Annotated in this window: 11 protein-coding genes and 1 pseudogene; 5 read left to right on the forward strand and 7 right to left on the reverse strand. The window is 64.3% G+C overall.

Annotated features, from left to right (window positions below):
* Positions 1 to 17 precede the first annotated feature (17 nt).
* Positions 18 to 778 (reverse strand): annotated as a pseudogene (locus tag ACXJL8_RS12160) (IS5 family transposase).
* Positions 779 to 852: 74 nt separating this feature from the next.
* A protein-coding gene (locus tag ACXJL8_RS12165) for an IS5 family transposase (protein WP_456622817.1) occupies positions 853 to 1,625 on the reverse strand; the annotation gives its coding sequence in 2 pieces (ribosomal slippage) (positions 853 to 1,292 and positions 1,292 to 1,625; 774 coding nt in all).
* Positions 1,626 to 1,925: 300 nt separating this feature from the next.
* On the opposite strand from ACXJL8_RS12165, the gene ACXJL8_RS12170 reads away from it, so the two are divergent.
* The 3 genes from ACXJL8_RS12170 (at position 1,926) to ACXJL8_RS12180 (ending at position 6,553) form a co-directional block, all read left to right on the forward strand.
* The gene (locus ACXJL8_RS12170; RefSeq protein WP_456622818.1) at positions 1,926 to 3,785 is read left to right on the forward strand and encodes a caspase family protein; all 1,860 of its coding nucleotides are present in this window, start codon (positions 1,926 to 1,928) and stop codon (positions 3,783 to 3,785) included.
* A gap of 659 nt (positions 3,786 to 4,444) precedes the next feature.
* Complete coding sequence (locus ACXJL8_RS12175; protein WP_456622819.1) at positions 4,445 to 5,767, forward strand: TAXI family TRAP transporter solute-binding subunit; 1,323 nt, start codon at positions 4,445 to 4,447, stop codon at positions 5,765 to 5,767.
* A gap of 36 nt (positions 5,768 to 5,803) precedes the next feature.
* A complete protein-coding gene (locus tag ACXJL8_RS12180) occupies positions 5,804 to 6,553 on the forward strand; it encodes a bestrophin-like domain (RefSeq protein ID WP_456622820.1) in 750 nt (249 codons plus the stop codon).
* 42 nt (positions 6,554 to 6,595) lie between these two features.
* On the opposite strand, the gene ACXJL8_RS12185 is transcribed toward ACXJL8_RS12180, so the two are convergent.
* From ACXJL8_RS12185 to ACXJL8_RS12195, 3 genes are read right to left on the reverse strand one after another with little or no spacing between them, the layout of a single operon-like run.
* A complete protein-coding gene (locus ACXJL8_RS12185; RefSeq protein WP_456622821.1) occupies positions 6,596 to 7,213 on the reverse strand; it encodes an Isoquinoline 1-oxidoreductase subunit in 618 nt (205 codons plus the stop codon).
* A 23-nt stretch (positions 7,214 to 7,236) separates the two neighbouring features.
* Complete coding sequence (locus tag ACXJL8_RS12190) at positions 7,237 to 7,761, reverse strand: (2Fe-2S)-binding protein (protein ID WP_456622822.1); 525 nt, start codon at positions 7,759 to 7,761, stop codon at positions 7,237 to 7,239.
* Positions 7,758 to 10,529: a xanthine dehydrogenase family protein molybdopterin-binding subunit gene (locus ACXJL8_RS12195; RefSeq protein ID WP_456622823.1), complete on the reverse strand. Its 2,772-nt coding sequence runs from the start codon at positions 10,527 to 10,529 to the stop codon at positions 7,758 to 7,760. The genes ACXJL8_RS12190 and ACXJL8_RS12195 overlap by 4 nt, the downstream gene beginning before the upstream one ends.
* Before the next feature lie 276 nt (positions 10,530 to 10,805).
* On the opposite strand from ACXJL8_RS12195, the gene ACXJL8_RS12200 reads away from it, so the two are divergent.
* Entirely contained in the window at positions 10,806 to 12,365 is a 1,560-nt protein-coding gene (locus ACXJL8_RS12200; protein ID WP_456622824.1) for a multicopper oxidase family protein, read from the forward strand.
* Positions 12,366 to 12,487: 122 nt separating this feature from the next.
* Positions 12,488 to 14,110, forward strand: a complete 1,623-nt coding sequence (locus ACXJL8_RS12205) for an ABC-F family ATP-binding cassette domain-containing protein (RefSeq protein ID WP_456685038.1) — start codon at positions 12,488 to 12,490, stop codon at positions 14,108 to 14,110.
* On the opposite strand, the gene ACXJL8_RS12210 is transcribed toward ACXJL8_RS12205, so the two are convergent.
* Both ACXJL8_RS12210 and ACXJL8_RS12215 read right to left on the reverse strand, forming a co-directional pair.
* On the reverse strand, positions 14,107 to 15,081 hold the full coding sequence (locus tag ACXJL8_RS12210) for a glycerophosphodiester phosphodiesterase family protein (protein WP_456622826.1): 975 nt from the start codon (positions 15,079 to 15,081) through the stop codon (positions 14,107 to 14,109). The two genes, ACXJL8_RS12205 and ACXJL8_RS12210, sit on opposite strands and share 4 nt — an antisense overlap.
* A gap of 117 nt (positions 15,082 to 15,198) precedes the next feature.
* On the reverse strand, positions 15,199 to 16,792 hold a 1,594-nt coding region (locus ACXJL8_RS12215; protein WP_456685039.1), incomplete at its 5' end, for an alkaline phosphatase family protein.

Below are 16,792 nucleotides of genomic sequence, written 5' to 3' on the forward strand. Positions count from 1 at the left end.
CTAGGACCGATCGACATTTATTGCATCCAGATCATTGCGGCTGCGAGATGGATGAAGCCGGTAAAGTTGGCGGTTCGCCTGTCATAACGGGTTGCCAAGCGTCGGAAGTGTTTGAGCCGGCAGAAGCAGCGCTCGATGCGGTTGCGCTGTTTGTAGGCGTCGGCGTCGTGCGGAATGATGATCCTGCGGGTGCGGTTTGACGGGATCACCGCCGTTGCGCCGATTTCCGCGATGATCGCACGCAGGGCGTTGCTGTCATAGGCTTTGTCGGCGAGCACTGCATCGCCGATCTGGCCATTGAGCAAGGCCGGAGCCTGGGTGATGTCATTGACCTGCCCAGCGGTGACGATGAAGCGGAGCGGACGGCCGAGCGCATCAGCCAGCATGTGGATCTTGGTGGTCAGTCCGCCTCGGGAACGCCCCAGCGCCTGATCTTTGGCCCCCCTTTTCCGCTCGCCGCCTGCTGGTGGGCGCGAACGATGGTGCTGTCGATCATCAGATACTGGTTGTCGCGATCGGCGGTCAGCGCAGCGAACACGCGCTCCCAGACGCCAGCATGGCACCAGCGGCTGAAGCGCTGATGCACCGTTTTCCACTTGCCGTACCGCTCCGGCAGGTCGCACCAGTGTGCACCCGACCGCAAAACCCACAGACATCCGTTGACGAACAGACGATTATCCGCAGCCGTACGTCCCGGGTCGCCAGCTTTCCCCGGCAGCAGTGGTGAGATCCTCGCCCATTGCGCCTCGGTCAGCTCATATCGCTTCGCCGCCATCATCCGCTCCGTGTCGAATCACGGAACTCTATGAATCAGCGATCAAACCACTTGGGAATCCCGAATGTCGATCGGGCCTAGGTTGTGGACTCAAACCTAGCCCATAGCCGGGTGGCAACAAGCAGAATAGCGGCAAGGAAGTTTCGGGCGGTTTTGTCGTAGCGGGTTGCGACGCGGCGAAAATGCTTGAGCTTGTTAAAGAAGCGCTCAATCAGGTTGCGTTGCCGACAAATGAGATGGTCAACCGAGCGTTGGACCTTGCGGTCGCGGGAGGTCGGGATGTGCGCCCGCCCGCCACGAGCTTCGACAAGATCGATGATAGCTCGGGCGTCATAGCCACGATCCGCGACGAGGTCGCGATCCGGCTTGAGCCCTTCGATCAAGGTCGGCGCAATGGTCTTGTCGGACGACTGACCCTGCGAAAGCACAATCCGTACAGGCATTCCCTGCTGATCGACGACCGCGTTGATCTTGGTGCTCAATCCTCCGCGAGAACGGCCAATGGCGTTATCCGGGCCCCCTTTTTACCGCCCGCCGCATGCTGGTGAGCGCGGATAATCGATGAGTCGATCAGTTGCAGAGACTGCGGCGATCTCGCCGCCAGGGCCTCGAATACTCCAAGCCAGATGCCCGCCTTCGCCCAGCGATTGAAACGGTTGTACACGGTCGTGTAAGGCCCGTAGCGCTCCGGCAGATCCCGCCAGGGAGTGCCGGTGCGCAACACGAAGAAGATGCCATTGAGAACCTTGCGATCGTCCGGCCGGGGCCGGCCATTCTTCCTCCCCTCGGCTCCCGGCAATAACGGCGCGATGATCGTCCATTCGGCGTCCGTCAAATCGAAGCGTGCCATCAAAGCCTCCATTTGGAAGCCTTGAATCACCACGTCTCATCGACCACAAGGGGTTTGAGTACGGAACCTAGCGCCTCGTCAGCGCGGGGCAGGCCGCTCCCGTCCTCAGCCAGGCGATTGCGGCGATTACGGTGACAGTGCACCCAGTGGCTCCGGCCGCTTTCGCGGGTTCGAAGGATCGTGAATCAAAGTGTACTGCGCAGGCGACATGGCGAAGCCCTGAGTGATCAGCCTCACAGATCCAAGACTTGCCTTTTGACAGGCTCTGCATACGCTGCGCACGTGATGTTCGGGGCTGTGATGGGCGCATTCCGCTGGTTTTCATTGCTATTTGTGGTCTGGCTAACCTGCGGTTCGGCGCACGCCGAGCGTCGCGTCGCGCTCGTCATTGGCAATTCGGCCTACAAGAGCGTGCCGAGGCTTACGAACCCGGTGAATGATGCCACGCTGATCGGTGGCATGTTCAAGAAGGCCGGATTCGACAGCGTCGACATCAAGCTCGACCTCAGCGTGGTCGATATGCGCAAGGCGCTTCGCGAGTTCGCAGGCAAGGCTCGCGAGGCCGAAGTCGCCGTCATCTACTACGCCGGCCACGGCATCGAGCTGGACGGCAACAACTACCTGATCCCGACCGATGCTGCCCTGGAGACGGACAACGACGTGTTCGACGAGGCGTTTCCGCTCGACCGGGTGTTGTTTGCCATCGAACCGGCCAAACAGCTCCGCCTCGTCATTCTCGACGCCTGCCGCGACAATCCCTTTGCCAAGACAATGAAGCGCACGGTCGCCGCGCGCGCCATCGGACGTGGTCTTGGCAAGGTCGAGCCGACCAGTCCGAACACCATGGTCGCCTACGCCGCGAAGGCGGGCTCGACCGCCTCCGATGGCGACTCGAAGAACAGCCCGTTCGCGGCCGCGCTGGTCGAGCGTCTGCCCACACCGGGACTCGACCTGCGCAAGGCCTTCGGCTTCGTGCGCGACGATGTCCTCAAGACCACCGGCTACAAGCAGGAGCCGTATGTCTATGGCTCGCTGGGCGGTGACGACGTGTCCCTGGTTCCGGCCAAGCCGGTCGCTGCGGGACCGCAAGCCAACCCTCAGGACGCGATCCGCCGGGATTATGAGCTGGCGCTGCAGATCGGCACCAGAGAGGTTTGGACGGCTTTCCTCGCCACGTATGCCGACGGGTTCTACGCCAGCCTGGCCAAGGGGCAATTGAACCGGATCGCAGCAGAAGAGTCGCGCGCCGCCGCCGCCGATAAGGCGCGGCAGGCCGAAGACGAGAAAGAGCGGCTTGCGGCGGAGCGGGCCAGGAAGGCGGAGCAAGACAAGGCGGCGGCAGCCGCCAAGGCCGCTGAAGATGCGCGGATTGCGGCTGAGAAGGCCAAGCAGGTCGAAGAGGCAAGGGCCGCCGCAGCCGAGCAGCGCAGGAAAGAGGCCGAGGCCGCAGCAGCCAAGGCGCTCGCCGACAAGCAGGCAGCCGAGAAGGCGCTTGCGGACAAACAGGCCACCGACAAAGCCGCTGCCGAGAAAGCCGCCGCAGAACTGGCGGCGAAAAAGGCTGCCGAGAAGCCGGCCGGTGCGGATGGCGAACAGAAGGTCGCGGCGCTCGCGCCGCCGTCGGCGCAGCCTGTCATGTCACCCCAGGAGGTCGCGAAATCGGTGCAGTCGGAATTGCGCCGGGTCGGGTGCCTGACTGCGTTGGCTGACGGTGACTGGAATGCGACGTCACAGCGCTCGCTGACGCTGTTCAACAAGTATGCCGGAACGAAACTCGACGCCAAGCTCGCCAGCTTCGATGCGCTGGATGCGATCAAGGCCAAGCCGGGTCGCGTCTGCCCGCTGGTTTGCGATCATGGCTTCAAGGCCGATGGCGATGCGTGCGTGAAGATCACCTGCCGCGCGGGCTATCGCGTCAATGACGACAACGAATGCGAGAAGGCGCAGGAGAAGAAGCCGGTCGCGACGCGGGAGGACGCCCAGAAGCGCGATAACCAACGTAAGGAGGTCGACGCTGCACCGGCGAAGCCGCAAGCGAGCGGGCAGCTCATCTGCAATAATGCTGGGTGTCGACCGGTACGGCCCGGCTGCCGGATTGAGCGCGCGAAAATTGGTGGCTCGTACGGCATTACAGGAACCCAGGCCGAAGTGTGCAACTGAAGCGGCAGGATAGATTGCGGCGATGAAAGAGATCTCGCTCCAGGATAGCGAGCGCTTCGTTCCAACTCTCGATGATCCGTTGTACGGGAAACCAGTGTCTCTCCAAAAGCGGTGACACGCCGCTTAGTCGGCTCCTGGTCAGCTCCTGGCCCTTCGGGGATATGAGGTTGCGCAGCGCCGATCTCCACTTTTGTGGCGGCGCGGTCCTCGCCATGCTGCACGCGCGTACCGGATTTATGGGGACGGACCCTGGTTCGCCATCAAGGCGCGGGGCAGGCGGCCCCGGTCTTCACCCAGGCCTCGACCAGCGCGCCGGCCTGCTCTTGCGCGCCCGGGAATGTCGCTTGCTGGGCCCGTTTCGGACTTGGGCATAGCCGGACATCGGCCCACAATTCTGATATATACCACTCAATTTCCCCGAGCTTGGGGGGCGTCTTGAGCAGCGAGCACGTAGAGCGGCCGCTGGCAGCTACTCTGGCCGCGGACATTCGCGGGCATCGCAGGTCCGCAGAATACAGCGGCAAGGACGTGGCGAACTCACACAGGAGCCCGCCGGCTTTCGCATAGTTGGAACTACGAGGCTTTAGTATTGCGGTTATACGCGCTGCAATTAAGCCATGCAGCGATGTCCATCGGCCGACGCGTCTGGAGTGGCGAGCATGATGTCGATAAAATTTCCGCTGTGGCTTCGCTTTTTCCTGCTTGTCGGCGTCGTCGCCTTTGCGGGAGGCGCAAGTCTCCTTGCCTATCGGTACTACAGCCGCCCGGTAACGCTGACCGTGGCGGTCGGCTCGGTCGACGGCGAGGCGGCCAAGGCAATGTCAGCGATAGCAGGCGAGCTCGTTTCAACGAACGCGCCGGTCCGGCTCAAGGTCATCGACAGCGGCACCGCGCTTGAGGCCGCTGCCGCTTTCTCCGCGGGCAAGGTCGATCTCGCTGTGGTTCGCGGCGATGTCGGCGACTTGTCGCAGGCGCAAGCCGTCGTCGTCGTCAGCCATATGGTCGTGCTGATCATCGCGCCGCCGGGATCGTCCATCGACGGCATTGGCAACCTGAAGGGACGCACGGTCGGCGTGGTCGGCGGCGTTGTGAACGCCAAAATTGTCGATGTGTTGACCAAGGAATACGATCTGGCGGCCGCAAAAGTTGTATTCAAGAACCTTGCTTTGACGGATGTCCGGCAAGCCATTCAGTCAAAACAAGTCGGTGCCCTGCTTGTCGTGATCCCGCTCGCCGAAAAATACCTCTCGCTCGTCCGCGGATTTTTTCAGCTCGACCATAAAAAGGTCCCGGTACTGATCCCAATCGAGTCCGCCGGGGCAATTGCCGAGAATGAACGCGCTTTTGAAAGCTTCGACGTCCCGAAGGGCACGCTGCGGGGATCGCCGCCGGTCCCGGAAGATGACCTGACGACCCTGAGGACCTCGCTATACCTGGTTGCGCAAAAGAAGCTCGGCACTGATCTGGTAACCAGCCTCACGGAGGCGATCATGCGCGCGCGCAGAAATCTTCTGCGCGAGCAGCCGATTTTCGCGCAGATCACCGCGCCCAGCACCGACCAGGATGCCTACCTTCCGCTGCACCCTGGCGCGGCAGCCGTCTACAACAGCACCACGCAGAGCTTCATGGATGAATACGGCAACTGGATCTATTTGACGCCGATGGTACTGGGTGGCGCTGCCACCATGCTTGCGGCGGCGTGGAAATTCCTGGGCGTCGGCAACCGCGCAGCCGAAGGCCCGCTCGATTCCCTCTATGCCCTGGCGCGCCGGATTCGGAAGGTCGATTCAGAGGCTGAACTTTCGGATATCGAAGACGAAATCGACAGCATTCTAAAGGCGGAGCGCGCCAAATCCGCTGCTGGAGACGAGAGCGCGGTGGATGATGCCACATTGAACGTGGCAGCCCACCGGCTGGAGAGCTTGATTCACGACCGACGCACATTGATCGCCAGGGGACCCGCAGTTGCCTCCGCGGCGTAGGCGGCACACCGCTAAATCGCGACACACCGGTGAATCATGAATGCAATCGCGCTATCGTGCATCACGTTTCTATGCATCTCAGGCGGTGCCCTGCTGGGTATGTTCCTTCCCGGGCATCACCTGAGCACAGATGACAAGGATGTGGTCAGGCTGGGCACGGGCCTCATCGGGACGATAGCCGCGCTTGTCCTCGGCCTGCTGATCGCCTCGGCGAAGGGCTCCTACGACACGCAGAGCACTCAAGTCACGCAGATGACGAGCAATGTCGTCCTGCTCGACAATCTGCTGGCGCAGTACGGACCGGAGGCGAATGACGAACGCAATCTGTTGCGTCGCGCCGTCGTTGCTTTAGCCGATCGAATGTGGCGCGAGAAAAGTTCCGAGGTTGCCAAGGCGAACCCCTTCGAGGCGAGCGCCGTAAGCGAAGCATTCTTTGCGAAGCTTCAGCAGCTTTCGCCGCAGGACGATTCCCAGCGCTCCCTGCAAGCCAGGGCCATACAGATCGCCACCGACATTGCGCAAACCCGCCTGCTGCTGTTCGCACAGACGAACAACTCGATCCCTATGCCGTTCCTGGTGGTGCTGATTTTCTGGCTCACCATCATCTTTGGAAGCTTCGGCCTGTTTGCCAAACCCAGCGCAACCGTTTTCGGCGCGCTGTTCGTTTTTGCACTGTCGGCCGCCGGGGCGATCTACCTGGTCCTGGAGCTGGGCCAGCCATTTTCGGGTTTGATGCAAATTTCCAGCGCGCCACTGCGCAGCGCCCTCACGCCGCTCGGTCCCTGAGCCATTCGCATGATCGGGGTTGCCGGCCAGAGAGCGCCCGCCCTAAGGGACGGGGCAGGCCGCCCCGGTCTTCACCCAGGCCTCGACCAGCGCGCCGGCCTGCGCCTGCGTGCCCGGCGCGGGCGAGCGGCCGAAGCCGGGCTTCCAGGCCCAGCCGACCAGGGTGTCCTTGCCGATGTGGTCGATCAGGTCTTCCACCTTGCGCCCGCCATTGCGCGCGGGATCCCGGATCTGCTCGCAGATCTCGCCGACGGTCTTGCCTTCCCATGCCATCTCGCGCGGGGCGAGATGCCACTCGGGATGGCCGGGCATGCGGCCGGGCTCGAAATTGGCCTTCTGGTGGCAGGTGTTGCAACGCATGGACTCGAGCCCATGGCCGTCGGCGCCGCGCGTGACCGGCGGCTGATGCAGGCGGGCATTGTCGCCCTGGTGCGGCCTGTCGCCGGCCGGATGGCAATTGGTGCAGCGCGGATGCGTCAGCACCTTGCCGAGCTCGGTGAAGATCGCCGCCGAGCGCTTCTCGGTGTCGCCGATCGAGGTGAAGCTTTCGGGCGAGGCGAGGGCATGGCTCGCCGTCTCCGAGGCCGCGTAGGCCGCGCACAGGCTGCTCGCGAGCGCCGCGATCACGGCCATCGTCTTGAATCGTGCGTCGGAGATCATGGCTGGTGTGTCCCCAGGCGCGCTCACTTGGTGGCGATGAGATAGCGGTTTGAATCGGCGAGGATCACGTCGCGCACAGCCTCGTGATATTTGATGTAGCCGGTGCAGCGGCAGAGATGGCCATCGAGCGCATCCGCGATGGTCTGCTCCAGCGCCTCGCGCGGCACCGGCGTGCGCGACAGACGTTCRAGCAGCACCTGGCCCTCGTTGACGAAGCCGGCGGTGCAGTAGCCGCATTGGAAGGCGAAGTGCTCGACGAAGGCCTTTTGCAGCGCCGACAGCTCACCATCCTTGGCATGACCCTCGACGGTGCGGATCGACTTGCCGTCGAAATTGACCGCAGGCGCGATGCAGGTCGGGCTGGTGTAGCTGGTGCCGTCGGGCGCGTCGACGATGATGGCGCAGCTCAGGCATTGCGCGGCGCCGCAGCCGAACTTGGTGCCGGTCATCCCGAGCATCTCGCGCAGAAAATCGTTCATCGAGAGGTCGTCGCGGACGTCCATCGGACCGTGCTTCTGGCCGTTGATGGTGAGGCTGAGGGTCGTCACGCGAGCACTCCCTTCAAAAGGCTTGATGTGACCGGCAGCGATCGGAAGCGATGGCCGGTGGCGTCATGGATGGCGTTGATCAGCGCCGGTACGATCGGGATCATCACGACTTCGGCCATGCCCTTCGGTGCTTCGTCGGCTGTCTGCGGCTTCAGCATTTCGATCTCGAGATCGCGGAGCGGCAGGTCGGAGCCGCGTGCGACCAGATAGCGGCCGAGATTCCATTCGCCGTTGCCGGGACCGCCCTCGAATGGCGGCAGCGTTTCGAGCAGCGCGTAGCCGACGCCCATGGCGAAGCCGCCCTGGGCCTGGCCCATCACGACCTCCGGCACCAGCGCGGTGCCGCATTCGAATACGCTGTAGGCCTTGGCGATGCGGAGCACGCCGGTTGCGCGCTCGATCTCGACGCGGACGACCGTGCCGCACATCGAGGTGTAGGCGGTGCCGATCCGGTTGTTGTCGGTCGGCGGAAACTTGACGCTGGTGCGGTTGATCCGTTCGAACTTGCCGTTGCCGCGGCGGATCGCCAGCGCGTCGATCTCGGCGCGGTACTGCTCGCCGAACACCGGAAAGCGCGCCCGCGACCAGGCCCAGCGGGAGAAGCTGTGCGCAACCGCACCGGTGACGAAGCTGCGCGCATGGGCTGTCGCGGCCAGTACCGGCAGCGCCAGCGGTTCGAGACCGGGCATGGTAAGCTGCCCGTTCTGCCAGCTTGCGGCGGCCCATTGCCGAGCGCGCGGATCAGTCTTTGCGATGTGCCACAGCTCCAGCGCCGCGGGCCACAGGCCGTAGCGGAAGATGACGCGGGCGGCTTCTGCGGCGGAATGCGTGCCGACATGCGCGCCGATCGAGGAACTCGTCGGCGAGCTGATCGCGGGCACCCAACGCGGATTTTTCTCCGCGGCATCCTGGGTCTTCTGGTCCATGGTGGAGGGATCGCCGGACGTGACCAGGCCGAGCACGTCATAGCTATCGACGCGAGCGACCGAGACCTCGTCGGCGATGGCGCCGAGATGGCTTGCGACCCGGTTGGCCAGCGCCGTTCCGATGCCGTTGCCCATCTCGACGTGATCGCAGAAGATCACGATCTTGCCGTCAGGTCCAAGCTCGACACGGCCGAGAGAGCCGTCCGCGCCGGAGCCATAGTCTTTCGTCACGCAGGCGACGCCGGTGCCGACCAGCCGATCCGACGATGTTTGCTTGAACTGTGCCCGCTGCTGCCAGATTGGATGCTGCTCGAGCTTGTCGAGGATTTCCGGCGTGCGCACCGAGACGATGTAGGGATTGCCCGTCATGGTCCGACCGTTCTGGGGCAGCGCGTTACGCCGCCGGAAGTCGATCGGATCGCGCTTGAGCTCGGACGCCGCCTCGTCGATCAGGACCTCCAGCGCCGTCATGGCCTGCAGGATGCCGTAGCCGCGCATCGAGCCCGCGCTCACGCCGCGCGAGTGCACCGCGACGGTCCTGACGTCGACCTTCGGAATGTCGTAGATGCCGATCGCGCCGGTGGCCGCGACGACGGCGACGCTGGCCGAGAAATGGGCGAGCCCGCCGCCGTCAAGCACGTGGTCGGCGGCGAACGCCCTGATCTTGCCGGTCGCGCGATCGATGCCGATGCGCGAGCGCATCTTGATCGAGTGGCGCTTGATGCCGCCCTGAAACTGCTGGTAGCGGTCATGCGCCAGCCGCACGGGCCTGCCGGGAAAGCAGACCGCCGCGAGCGCGACATAGAGAATGAAAGGTGTGTGATCGCGGCCGCCGAAGCCGCCGCCGACATGGGCGAACTGCGCGTTGATGTGCGCCGGCTTGTAGGGCGCGCGGGCCTTGCCGAAGAGATGCGCGATCGACTCCGCCGCCTCGTAGGGCGATTGTACGCCAAGCAGAAGTTCGAGATTGCCGCCTTTGCCGTTGTACCAGGCGAGCCCGCATTCCGGCTCGAGGAACATCGGGTCGACCGATTGCGTCTCGAACTCGCGGTCGAGCACCAGCATGGAGGCGTCGTCCGCGGCAAGCTCGGCGCGGATCTGCTCGCCATATTTCGCTGCCTTGGCGTAATCCGCCGGCATTTCCTTGGCGAGCGCCGACCACACCGGCAGCGCCGCGCTCTGCACCTTCTTGGGCGAGACCCAGCCCGCCTGGATCGGCGAATAGACATCCGGCTTGTCAGGCGAGGGACCTGCCACGCGGGTGAAGCGGAAGGCCCCGTAATCGGGGACGACGACAGGCCCGGTCTCCTCGCCGAATTGGACGAAAGTGCCGTCGCGCAGCGCGAGACGCGCCTGGTCGAAGGCGTCGAATTTTTCGAAGATCAGAAGCGCGACCGGCTGGCCGAGATAGAGCGGCGTCTTGCCGATCGGACAGAACAGGTCGCCCGCATAGAATTCCGGCACCTGCGTCCCGATCCGGTCGAGATCGGCGGCCGTCACCACCACCGACGGCTTGAGCGCGCCGCCGAGGCGGGCGAGATCCAGGCCGGTGTAGACGTGCGTGGCGTCGTTGGCGCGCACCAGGATGGCGTGCGAGGTGATCTGTGGCCAGCCCGGCAGATCATTGGCGCGGAAGTCGGAGGCGTAAAGCTTCGCGCCGGTGACCTTGGCGACGCCGTCGACACGGCCGGCGCCCTTTGCCGCGGGATTGAACTTGCCGCGTCCAGGCAGCGTCTCGTGGGCTGCGAAGGGAGCTGGCGTCGCCGAGGCAAGATGAGACAGGCTGACCGAGATGCCTCCCGCCGACAACCACTTCACGAACTCGCGTCGCGAAGGCTCCATGATCAGATCCTTGTACAAGGTTTCGAGGGCATCACGATGCTGACGGCATCCATGCCCGGAAGGTCCGCGCCAATGCTAGCTCGAATCCGTCGTGATTCGTCATGCGACGATAGAAAGGGTCAGGGCGTTTACAACCGGTGAATGTCGTGCGCTTCCCGGATGGGATCGACGTTTCGCGCTTGCTTTAGAATCGAATCAAACTGAAGACGGATGGGCAACGGGGGCGAAACTCAAATGCAGCACGATCCGAACGACGTCTCTCCAGTCAGAGCGGATATGACAAAGCTCTCGCGGCGCCAATTGCTCGATTACGGTCTCAAGGCGGGCGCGTTGTCGCTGGTCGCAGGCAGCGCGCAGGCCCAGCATGCCGCGCACGACCATGCGGGCGCCTCGCACACCGCGGACATGTCGCCAACGATGGGGATGGTTCCGGAAACGCCGGTTCCCGCCATGGATCAGCCGCTGCTCGAGCCCGAGGTGCGGCGATCTGTCAATGGCGTTCTGAGCACGACGTTGCGCTGCGGCTACGCCTATCGCCAGATCGGCGGCGTCCGGCTCTATGTCCGGTCCTATGAGGGCGGCAGTCCCGGGCCGACCCTGCGCATGAAGCCCGGCGAGACCCTGCGCATCAAGATGATCAACGACCTGCCGCCGAACCGCGACGGGCTTCCCGCCGACATCAGCCACCCGCACCAGTTCAACAACACCAATTTCCATTTCCACGGCGCGCATACCAGCCCGAGCGGGATCGCCGACAACGTCATGCGCTCGATGGCCCCGGGCCACAGCTACAACATCGAGATCACGCTGCCGGCCGATCACACCCGGGGCACCTACTGGTATCACCCGCACCACCACGGCAGCGCCGACATCCAGATGTCCAGCGGCATGGTCGGCGCCGTCATCATCGAGGGCGATTTCGCCGACGTGCCCGAGATCGCCACCGCCCGCGAGCGCCTGCTGGTGCTGACCCAGGTGGTCTACGACGCCAACGGCATGGTCGAGAATTTCGAGACGCTGTTTCCGGAGACGGCGACGCGTTTCCTGGCGATCAACGGGCAGCGGCGGCCGGCGATCGAGATGCGGCCCGGCGAGGTGCAACGCTGGCGTATCCTCAATGCCGCCTATCAGGACGACATGCTGCTTGATCTCGAGAAGCATGATCTGCAGGCGATCGCTTATGACGGCATCCAGCTCGGTGCCGTGCAGCCGCTGAAGCAGCTGCTGATCGCGCCCGGGCAGCGGGCGGATATCCTGGTGAAGGCGGGCGGCCCCGGCACCTACGCCTTCAACGCGGCGCCCTACGACCAGGGCCACCCTTCGCCGGTGGGGCCGCTGGCGCGGGTCGTTGTCGCGGGCGCGCCGATGGACATGAAGCTGCCGCGCGCCCTGCCGCCGGCACCGCTCGCGCCCATCAAGGACACGGAGATCACCAACCGCCGCAAGGTGGTCCTGTCGGCGACCGCACCCGAGGCCGACGCCGCCGGCCACTGGCAGGAATTCGAGTTCTTCATCGACGGCAAGAAGTTCAATCCGGCCCGCATCGATCAGCGGGTCAAGCTCGGGGCGGTCGAGGAGTGGACCATCCTCAACACGCATGAGCATGACGACCACGTCTTCCACATCCACACCAACCCGTTCCAGGTGGTCTCGGTCAACGGCAAGGCGCTGGCGGTGCCGGAATGGCGGGATTCCGTGATCGTGGAGCGCAAGGGCGGCGTGGTCGTGTTCCGCTCCCGTTTCCTCGATTTCACCGGCGTCTACATGCTCCACTGCCACATGATGAACCATGAGGAGATGGGCATGATGCAGACGGTCGAGGTCTACAAGCCGTAAGCTTCTGGGGGGATTGCAGGAATTTGGCGAATGGCGGGGGCTGATCCGGGTCCGGCCGGGCTTCCCTTGGCGGCCGGCATGGCCTATTACGCTGCAACGCAAAATTCCCCCCAGAAGACATCATGATCCGCCTCGACAACGTCAGCAAGCAAGCCGGCCACCAGATCCTTTTCATCGAAGCTTCCGCCGCCCTCAACAAGGGCGAGAAGATCGGCCTGGTCGGGCCGAACGGGGCGGGCAAGACCACGCTGTTCCGGATGATCGCCGGTGAGGAACTGCCCGACGAGGGCCAGGTCTCGACCGATCGCGGCATCACCATCGGCTATTTCAACCAGGACGTCGGCGAGATGAGCGGCCGCAGCGCCGTGGCCGAGGTCATGGACGGGGCGGGACCGGTGAGCACGGTGGCGGCCGAGCTGCGCGAGCTCGAGACGGCGATGGCCGATCCTGATAAGGCCGATCAGATGGACGAGATCATCGCGCGCTACGGCGAGGTGCAGCACGCCTTCGAGGAGCTCGACGGCTATGCGCTGGACGGCCGCGCACGCGAAGCCCTCTCAGGCCTCGGCTTCAGCCAGGACATGATGGACGGCGACGTCGGAAAACTCTCCGGCGGCTGGAAGATGCGCGTGGCGCTCGCCCGCATCCTGCTGATGCGCCCCGACGTCATGCTGCTCGACGAGCCGAGCAACCATCTCGACCTCGAAAGCCTGATCTGGCTGGAAAAATTCCTGCACGATTACGAAGGCACGCTGCTGATGACCTCGCATGACCGCGAGTTCATCAACCGCGTGRTCTCAAAAGTGGTCGAGATCGATTCCGGCTCGCTCACCACCTACACCGGCAATTACGAATTCTACGAGCAGCAGCGTGCGCTGAATGAGAAGCAGCAGCAGGCCCAGTTCGAGCGCCAGCAGGCGATGCTGGCCAAGGAGATCAAGTTCATCGAGCGCTTCAAGGCGCGCGCCTCGCATGCCGCGCAGGTGCAGAGCCGGGTCAAGAAGCTCGACAAGATCGAGCGGGTCGAGCCGCCGCGCCGCCGCCAGACCGTCGCGTTCGATTTTCCGCCGGCGCCGCGCTCGGGCGAGGACGTCGTCGCCTTGAAGAAGGTGTTCAAGGGCTACGGCAGCAAGCGGATCTATGACGGGCTCGATTTCATGATCCGCCGCCGCGAGCGCTGGTGCGTGATGGGCGTCAACGGCGCCGGCAAGTCGACGCTGCTCAAGCTGGTCGCCGGCGCGAGCGAGCCCGACGAGGGCACCGTGGCGGTCGGCGGCAGCGTCAAGATGGGCTATTTCGCCCAGCACGCCATGGACCTGCTCGACGGCGAGCAGACGGTGTTTGAGTCGCTCGAATATGCGTTTCCGACCGCGGGGCAGGGAAGCCTGCGCGCGCTTGCCGGCTGCTTCGGCTTCTCCGGCGACGACGTCGAGAAGCGCTGCCGGGTGCTGTCGGGCGGCGAGAAGGCGCGGCTGGTGATGGCGAAGATGCTGTTCGACCCGCCGAACTTTCTGGTGCTGGACGAGCCGACCAACCATCTCGACCTCGCCACCAAGGAGATGCTGATCACGGCGCTGTCGGATTTCGAGGGCACCATGCTGTTCGTCTCCCACGACCGGCATTTCCTGGCGACGCTGTCGAACCGGGTGCTGGAGCTGACGCCGGAGGGCATCCACCAGTTCGGCGGCGGCTACACCGAATATGTCGCGCGCACCGGGCAGGAAGCGCCGGGGTTGCGGAGCTAATTCTTCGTGCTGTGGGCGATCGTCTCGATCTCGTTGGTCCAGATCCCGCCGGAATAGCCTTGCGGAAGCCGGGCAAACAGCTCCGGCGTATCGATGCCGGTCGAGAACTCGCCGCCGCTGTAGGGACCGAGCACGAAAACTGCACTGTTGGCGCCGGTCATGCGATTGAGAAATCGATCGGGCCAGCCCCATAGCCAGGGCGCGACGTTGATCGGCACCAGCACCATCGCATTTCGGCAGGCCGGCGGCACGAGGCCGGTCCAGCCATAGCTGATATAGCCGAGCAGGCAGCTCCGGATCGCCGCGCGTGAAATCGTGCGGACGTCCGGCGTGAGGCGACGGATCACCTCGATCGGTTCGTCGCCGCCGTAGACCATGATCCTCCGCCGTCGCTCGGCTGGCATCGCGTTCAGCACGGCCGCGAGCTTCTCGCCCTCGTGTGCGTCGCGGCTCTTCACATTGATGAGGAGTTGCTTGTTAGGGAAGGCGGCAAACACCTCGGAGAGCGTCGGCATCATCCCGATGCCCTTGCCACGAAACGGGAAGGTTTTGCCGCTATCGGCGGTGTAGCCGTAGCCGATGTCCAGCGTTTTGAGCTTTGCCATGCTCTGCTCGCGCGTGACGCCGTGGCCGTCGGTGCGGCAGTCGAGCGTCCAGTCGTGGAATATTGCGAATTGACCATCGGTGGTCGGGTGCACGTCGAGCTCGACCACGTCGGCGCCGGCGTCGAAGCCCGCGCGCATCGAGCGTACCGTGTTTTCGAGGTAGTCGTGCGTCGGCGGCAGCATGCGCGCTGCGGTGCAGGTGTCGTTCTTCACATCGCGCTCGTCGAAGCGTTGCGCCATGCCGCGATGGGCGAGCATGACCGGTTTACCGTCACGATGCGGCGCGAGAAGGCTGGTGTTGTTGATGTAGACTCCCGCCGCGACGGCGATGACGGCCGCCGCCGCAAATTTCAGTTTCCGACCCACGGATGATTCCCAATTTCCGCGATCACCCTCAGTGGCGTTTGAGGTCGATTTGCGGCGATCATCAGGGATGGGCGCTGCTGAGCGCCCATCCACTGAGTCGGAGAACCTTCTCCGTCGCTAGCGCAAAATCTCGCGCAGCACCTCGCCGTCGACGCGGTGCGGCCTGACGCCCAGAATCTGCATGATGGTCGGCGCCACGTCGAGATTGCGCATGCGCCGGATCGTCTTCTCGCGGATCTGGGGGCCTGCGGCAATGAAGGTCGCGCTCATCACCGGCAGCTCGGGATCATGGCCGTGGGCACCGTAGAAGTTGGGCATCGACAGCATGGTCGTCGCCGCGCTGAACGGCGCATCGCCCAGGCGGGCGACGCCGGGGTTCTGGATGCCGTCGAAATTGTAGCCCGGGGCCATCAGCGCGAACACATCGCCAAAATCCTGGCCGATGGTCTTGCTGGTGCACTGCCCGATCCCGGCCTCGCACTGGAGCGGTCGGGTCTCGACCACCGTGAAGATCCGTCCGTTCGCGAGTGAGCCGTTGAATTTCGGGTTCGGGTCGACCGCATTCTTCACCGCGTCGGTAATCTGCGTCACCAGTGCCGCGTAGGTCGCCGGATCGACGGTGCCGCCCTGTTCGCGTTGCTGCAGGTTGACGTAGATGTTGGCCGCCGGGCCCGAGGTGCGGATCGCCACCTTGGTGGTGTCGATGCCGGCATTCTTCAGGATATTGGCCATGCTGACGGAGGTGTGGAACGGCGCGAAGCCGTGGTCCGACACCACGATGACGTTGCTGTCCTCGCCCGCCGCCTCGGCGATCCGCTTCACCGCCTTGTCCGCCGTCTGATAGGCGAAGCGGATATAGGACGCGTAACGCGCGACCTTGGCGGGGTCCTGGCCGGCGCCGATCGAGCTCGGGTCCTTCGGGTTGGTGCCCTGGCGCGGGTCGGTGAGCAGGAACTGGTGCTCGGAGCCGTCGGGCTGCTCGATATAGACCATGACCAGGTCGGCGTCGGGATGGTTCTTGATCGCGCGCTCGCCGATCTCGGTCTGGTAGCGCACGAAAGTCTTGACCATGTCCTCGTACATCGCCTCGATCTCGATGTCGGGGAAGTTGGTGAAACCCGGGCTCAACCGCTCCGGAATGCGGAAGTCGGCCTGCGGCCGCCAGAACCCGATGCTGTTGTTGATGTCGTCGACATCGGCCAGCACCGGCGCGTTGCGCGGGATGAAGTTGGCGCCGTAGCGGGCGAAGCGCACCACCGACAGGTCGGGCGCGAGCTGCGAGACGAAATAGGCGGCACCGACCTTGGCTCCGCTGCCTTCGAAGAAGAACGGTGCGTTCTCGCCGCCGAACTTGACATAGGCCGGTCCGGTCGACGGCGGGGCGAACGGTCCCGCCGTAATGCCGCGCGTGGCGTCGAAGAAGACCAGGGTGTCGTAATTCACCTTGCGGTCATTGGTGGTGTCGAGCGCGGCGACCCGGATCGCGTATTTGAGGTCGAGCGTCGCCGCGCCTGCGCAGGTCGCGGTCGACGCCGACGAACACGAGAACGTCTCGATCGGCGCCGACGTCGCCAGCACCGGGCTGAACGAGAAGCGGCCGGCCGCCTGAAGGGCGGTGGCGACCGCCGCATCGGRCGCGAAGTCGGTCCGGGACAGCGAGAAGCCCTGGGCTCCGATGCCGCCGAATGCGCCGAACGGCACGGTGTAGTCG

It is taken from the genome of Bradyrhizobium sp. P5_C11_2, assembly GCF_054049755.1.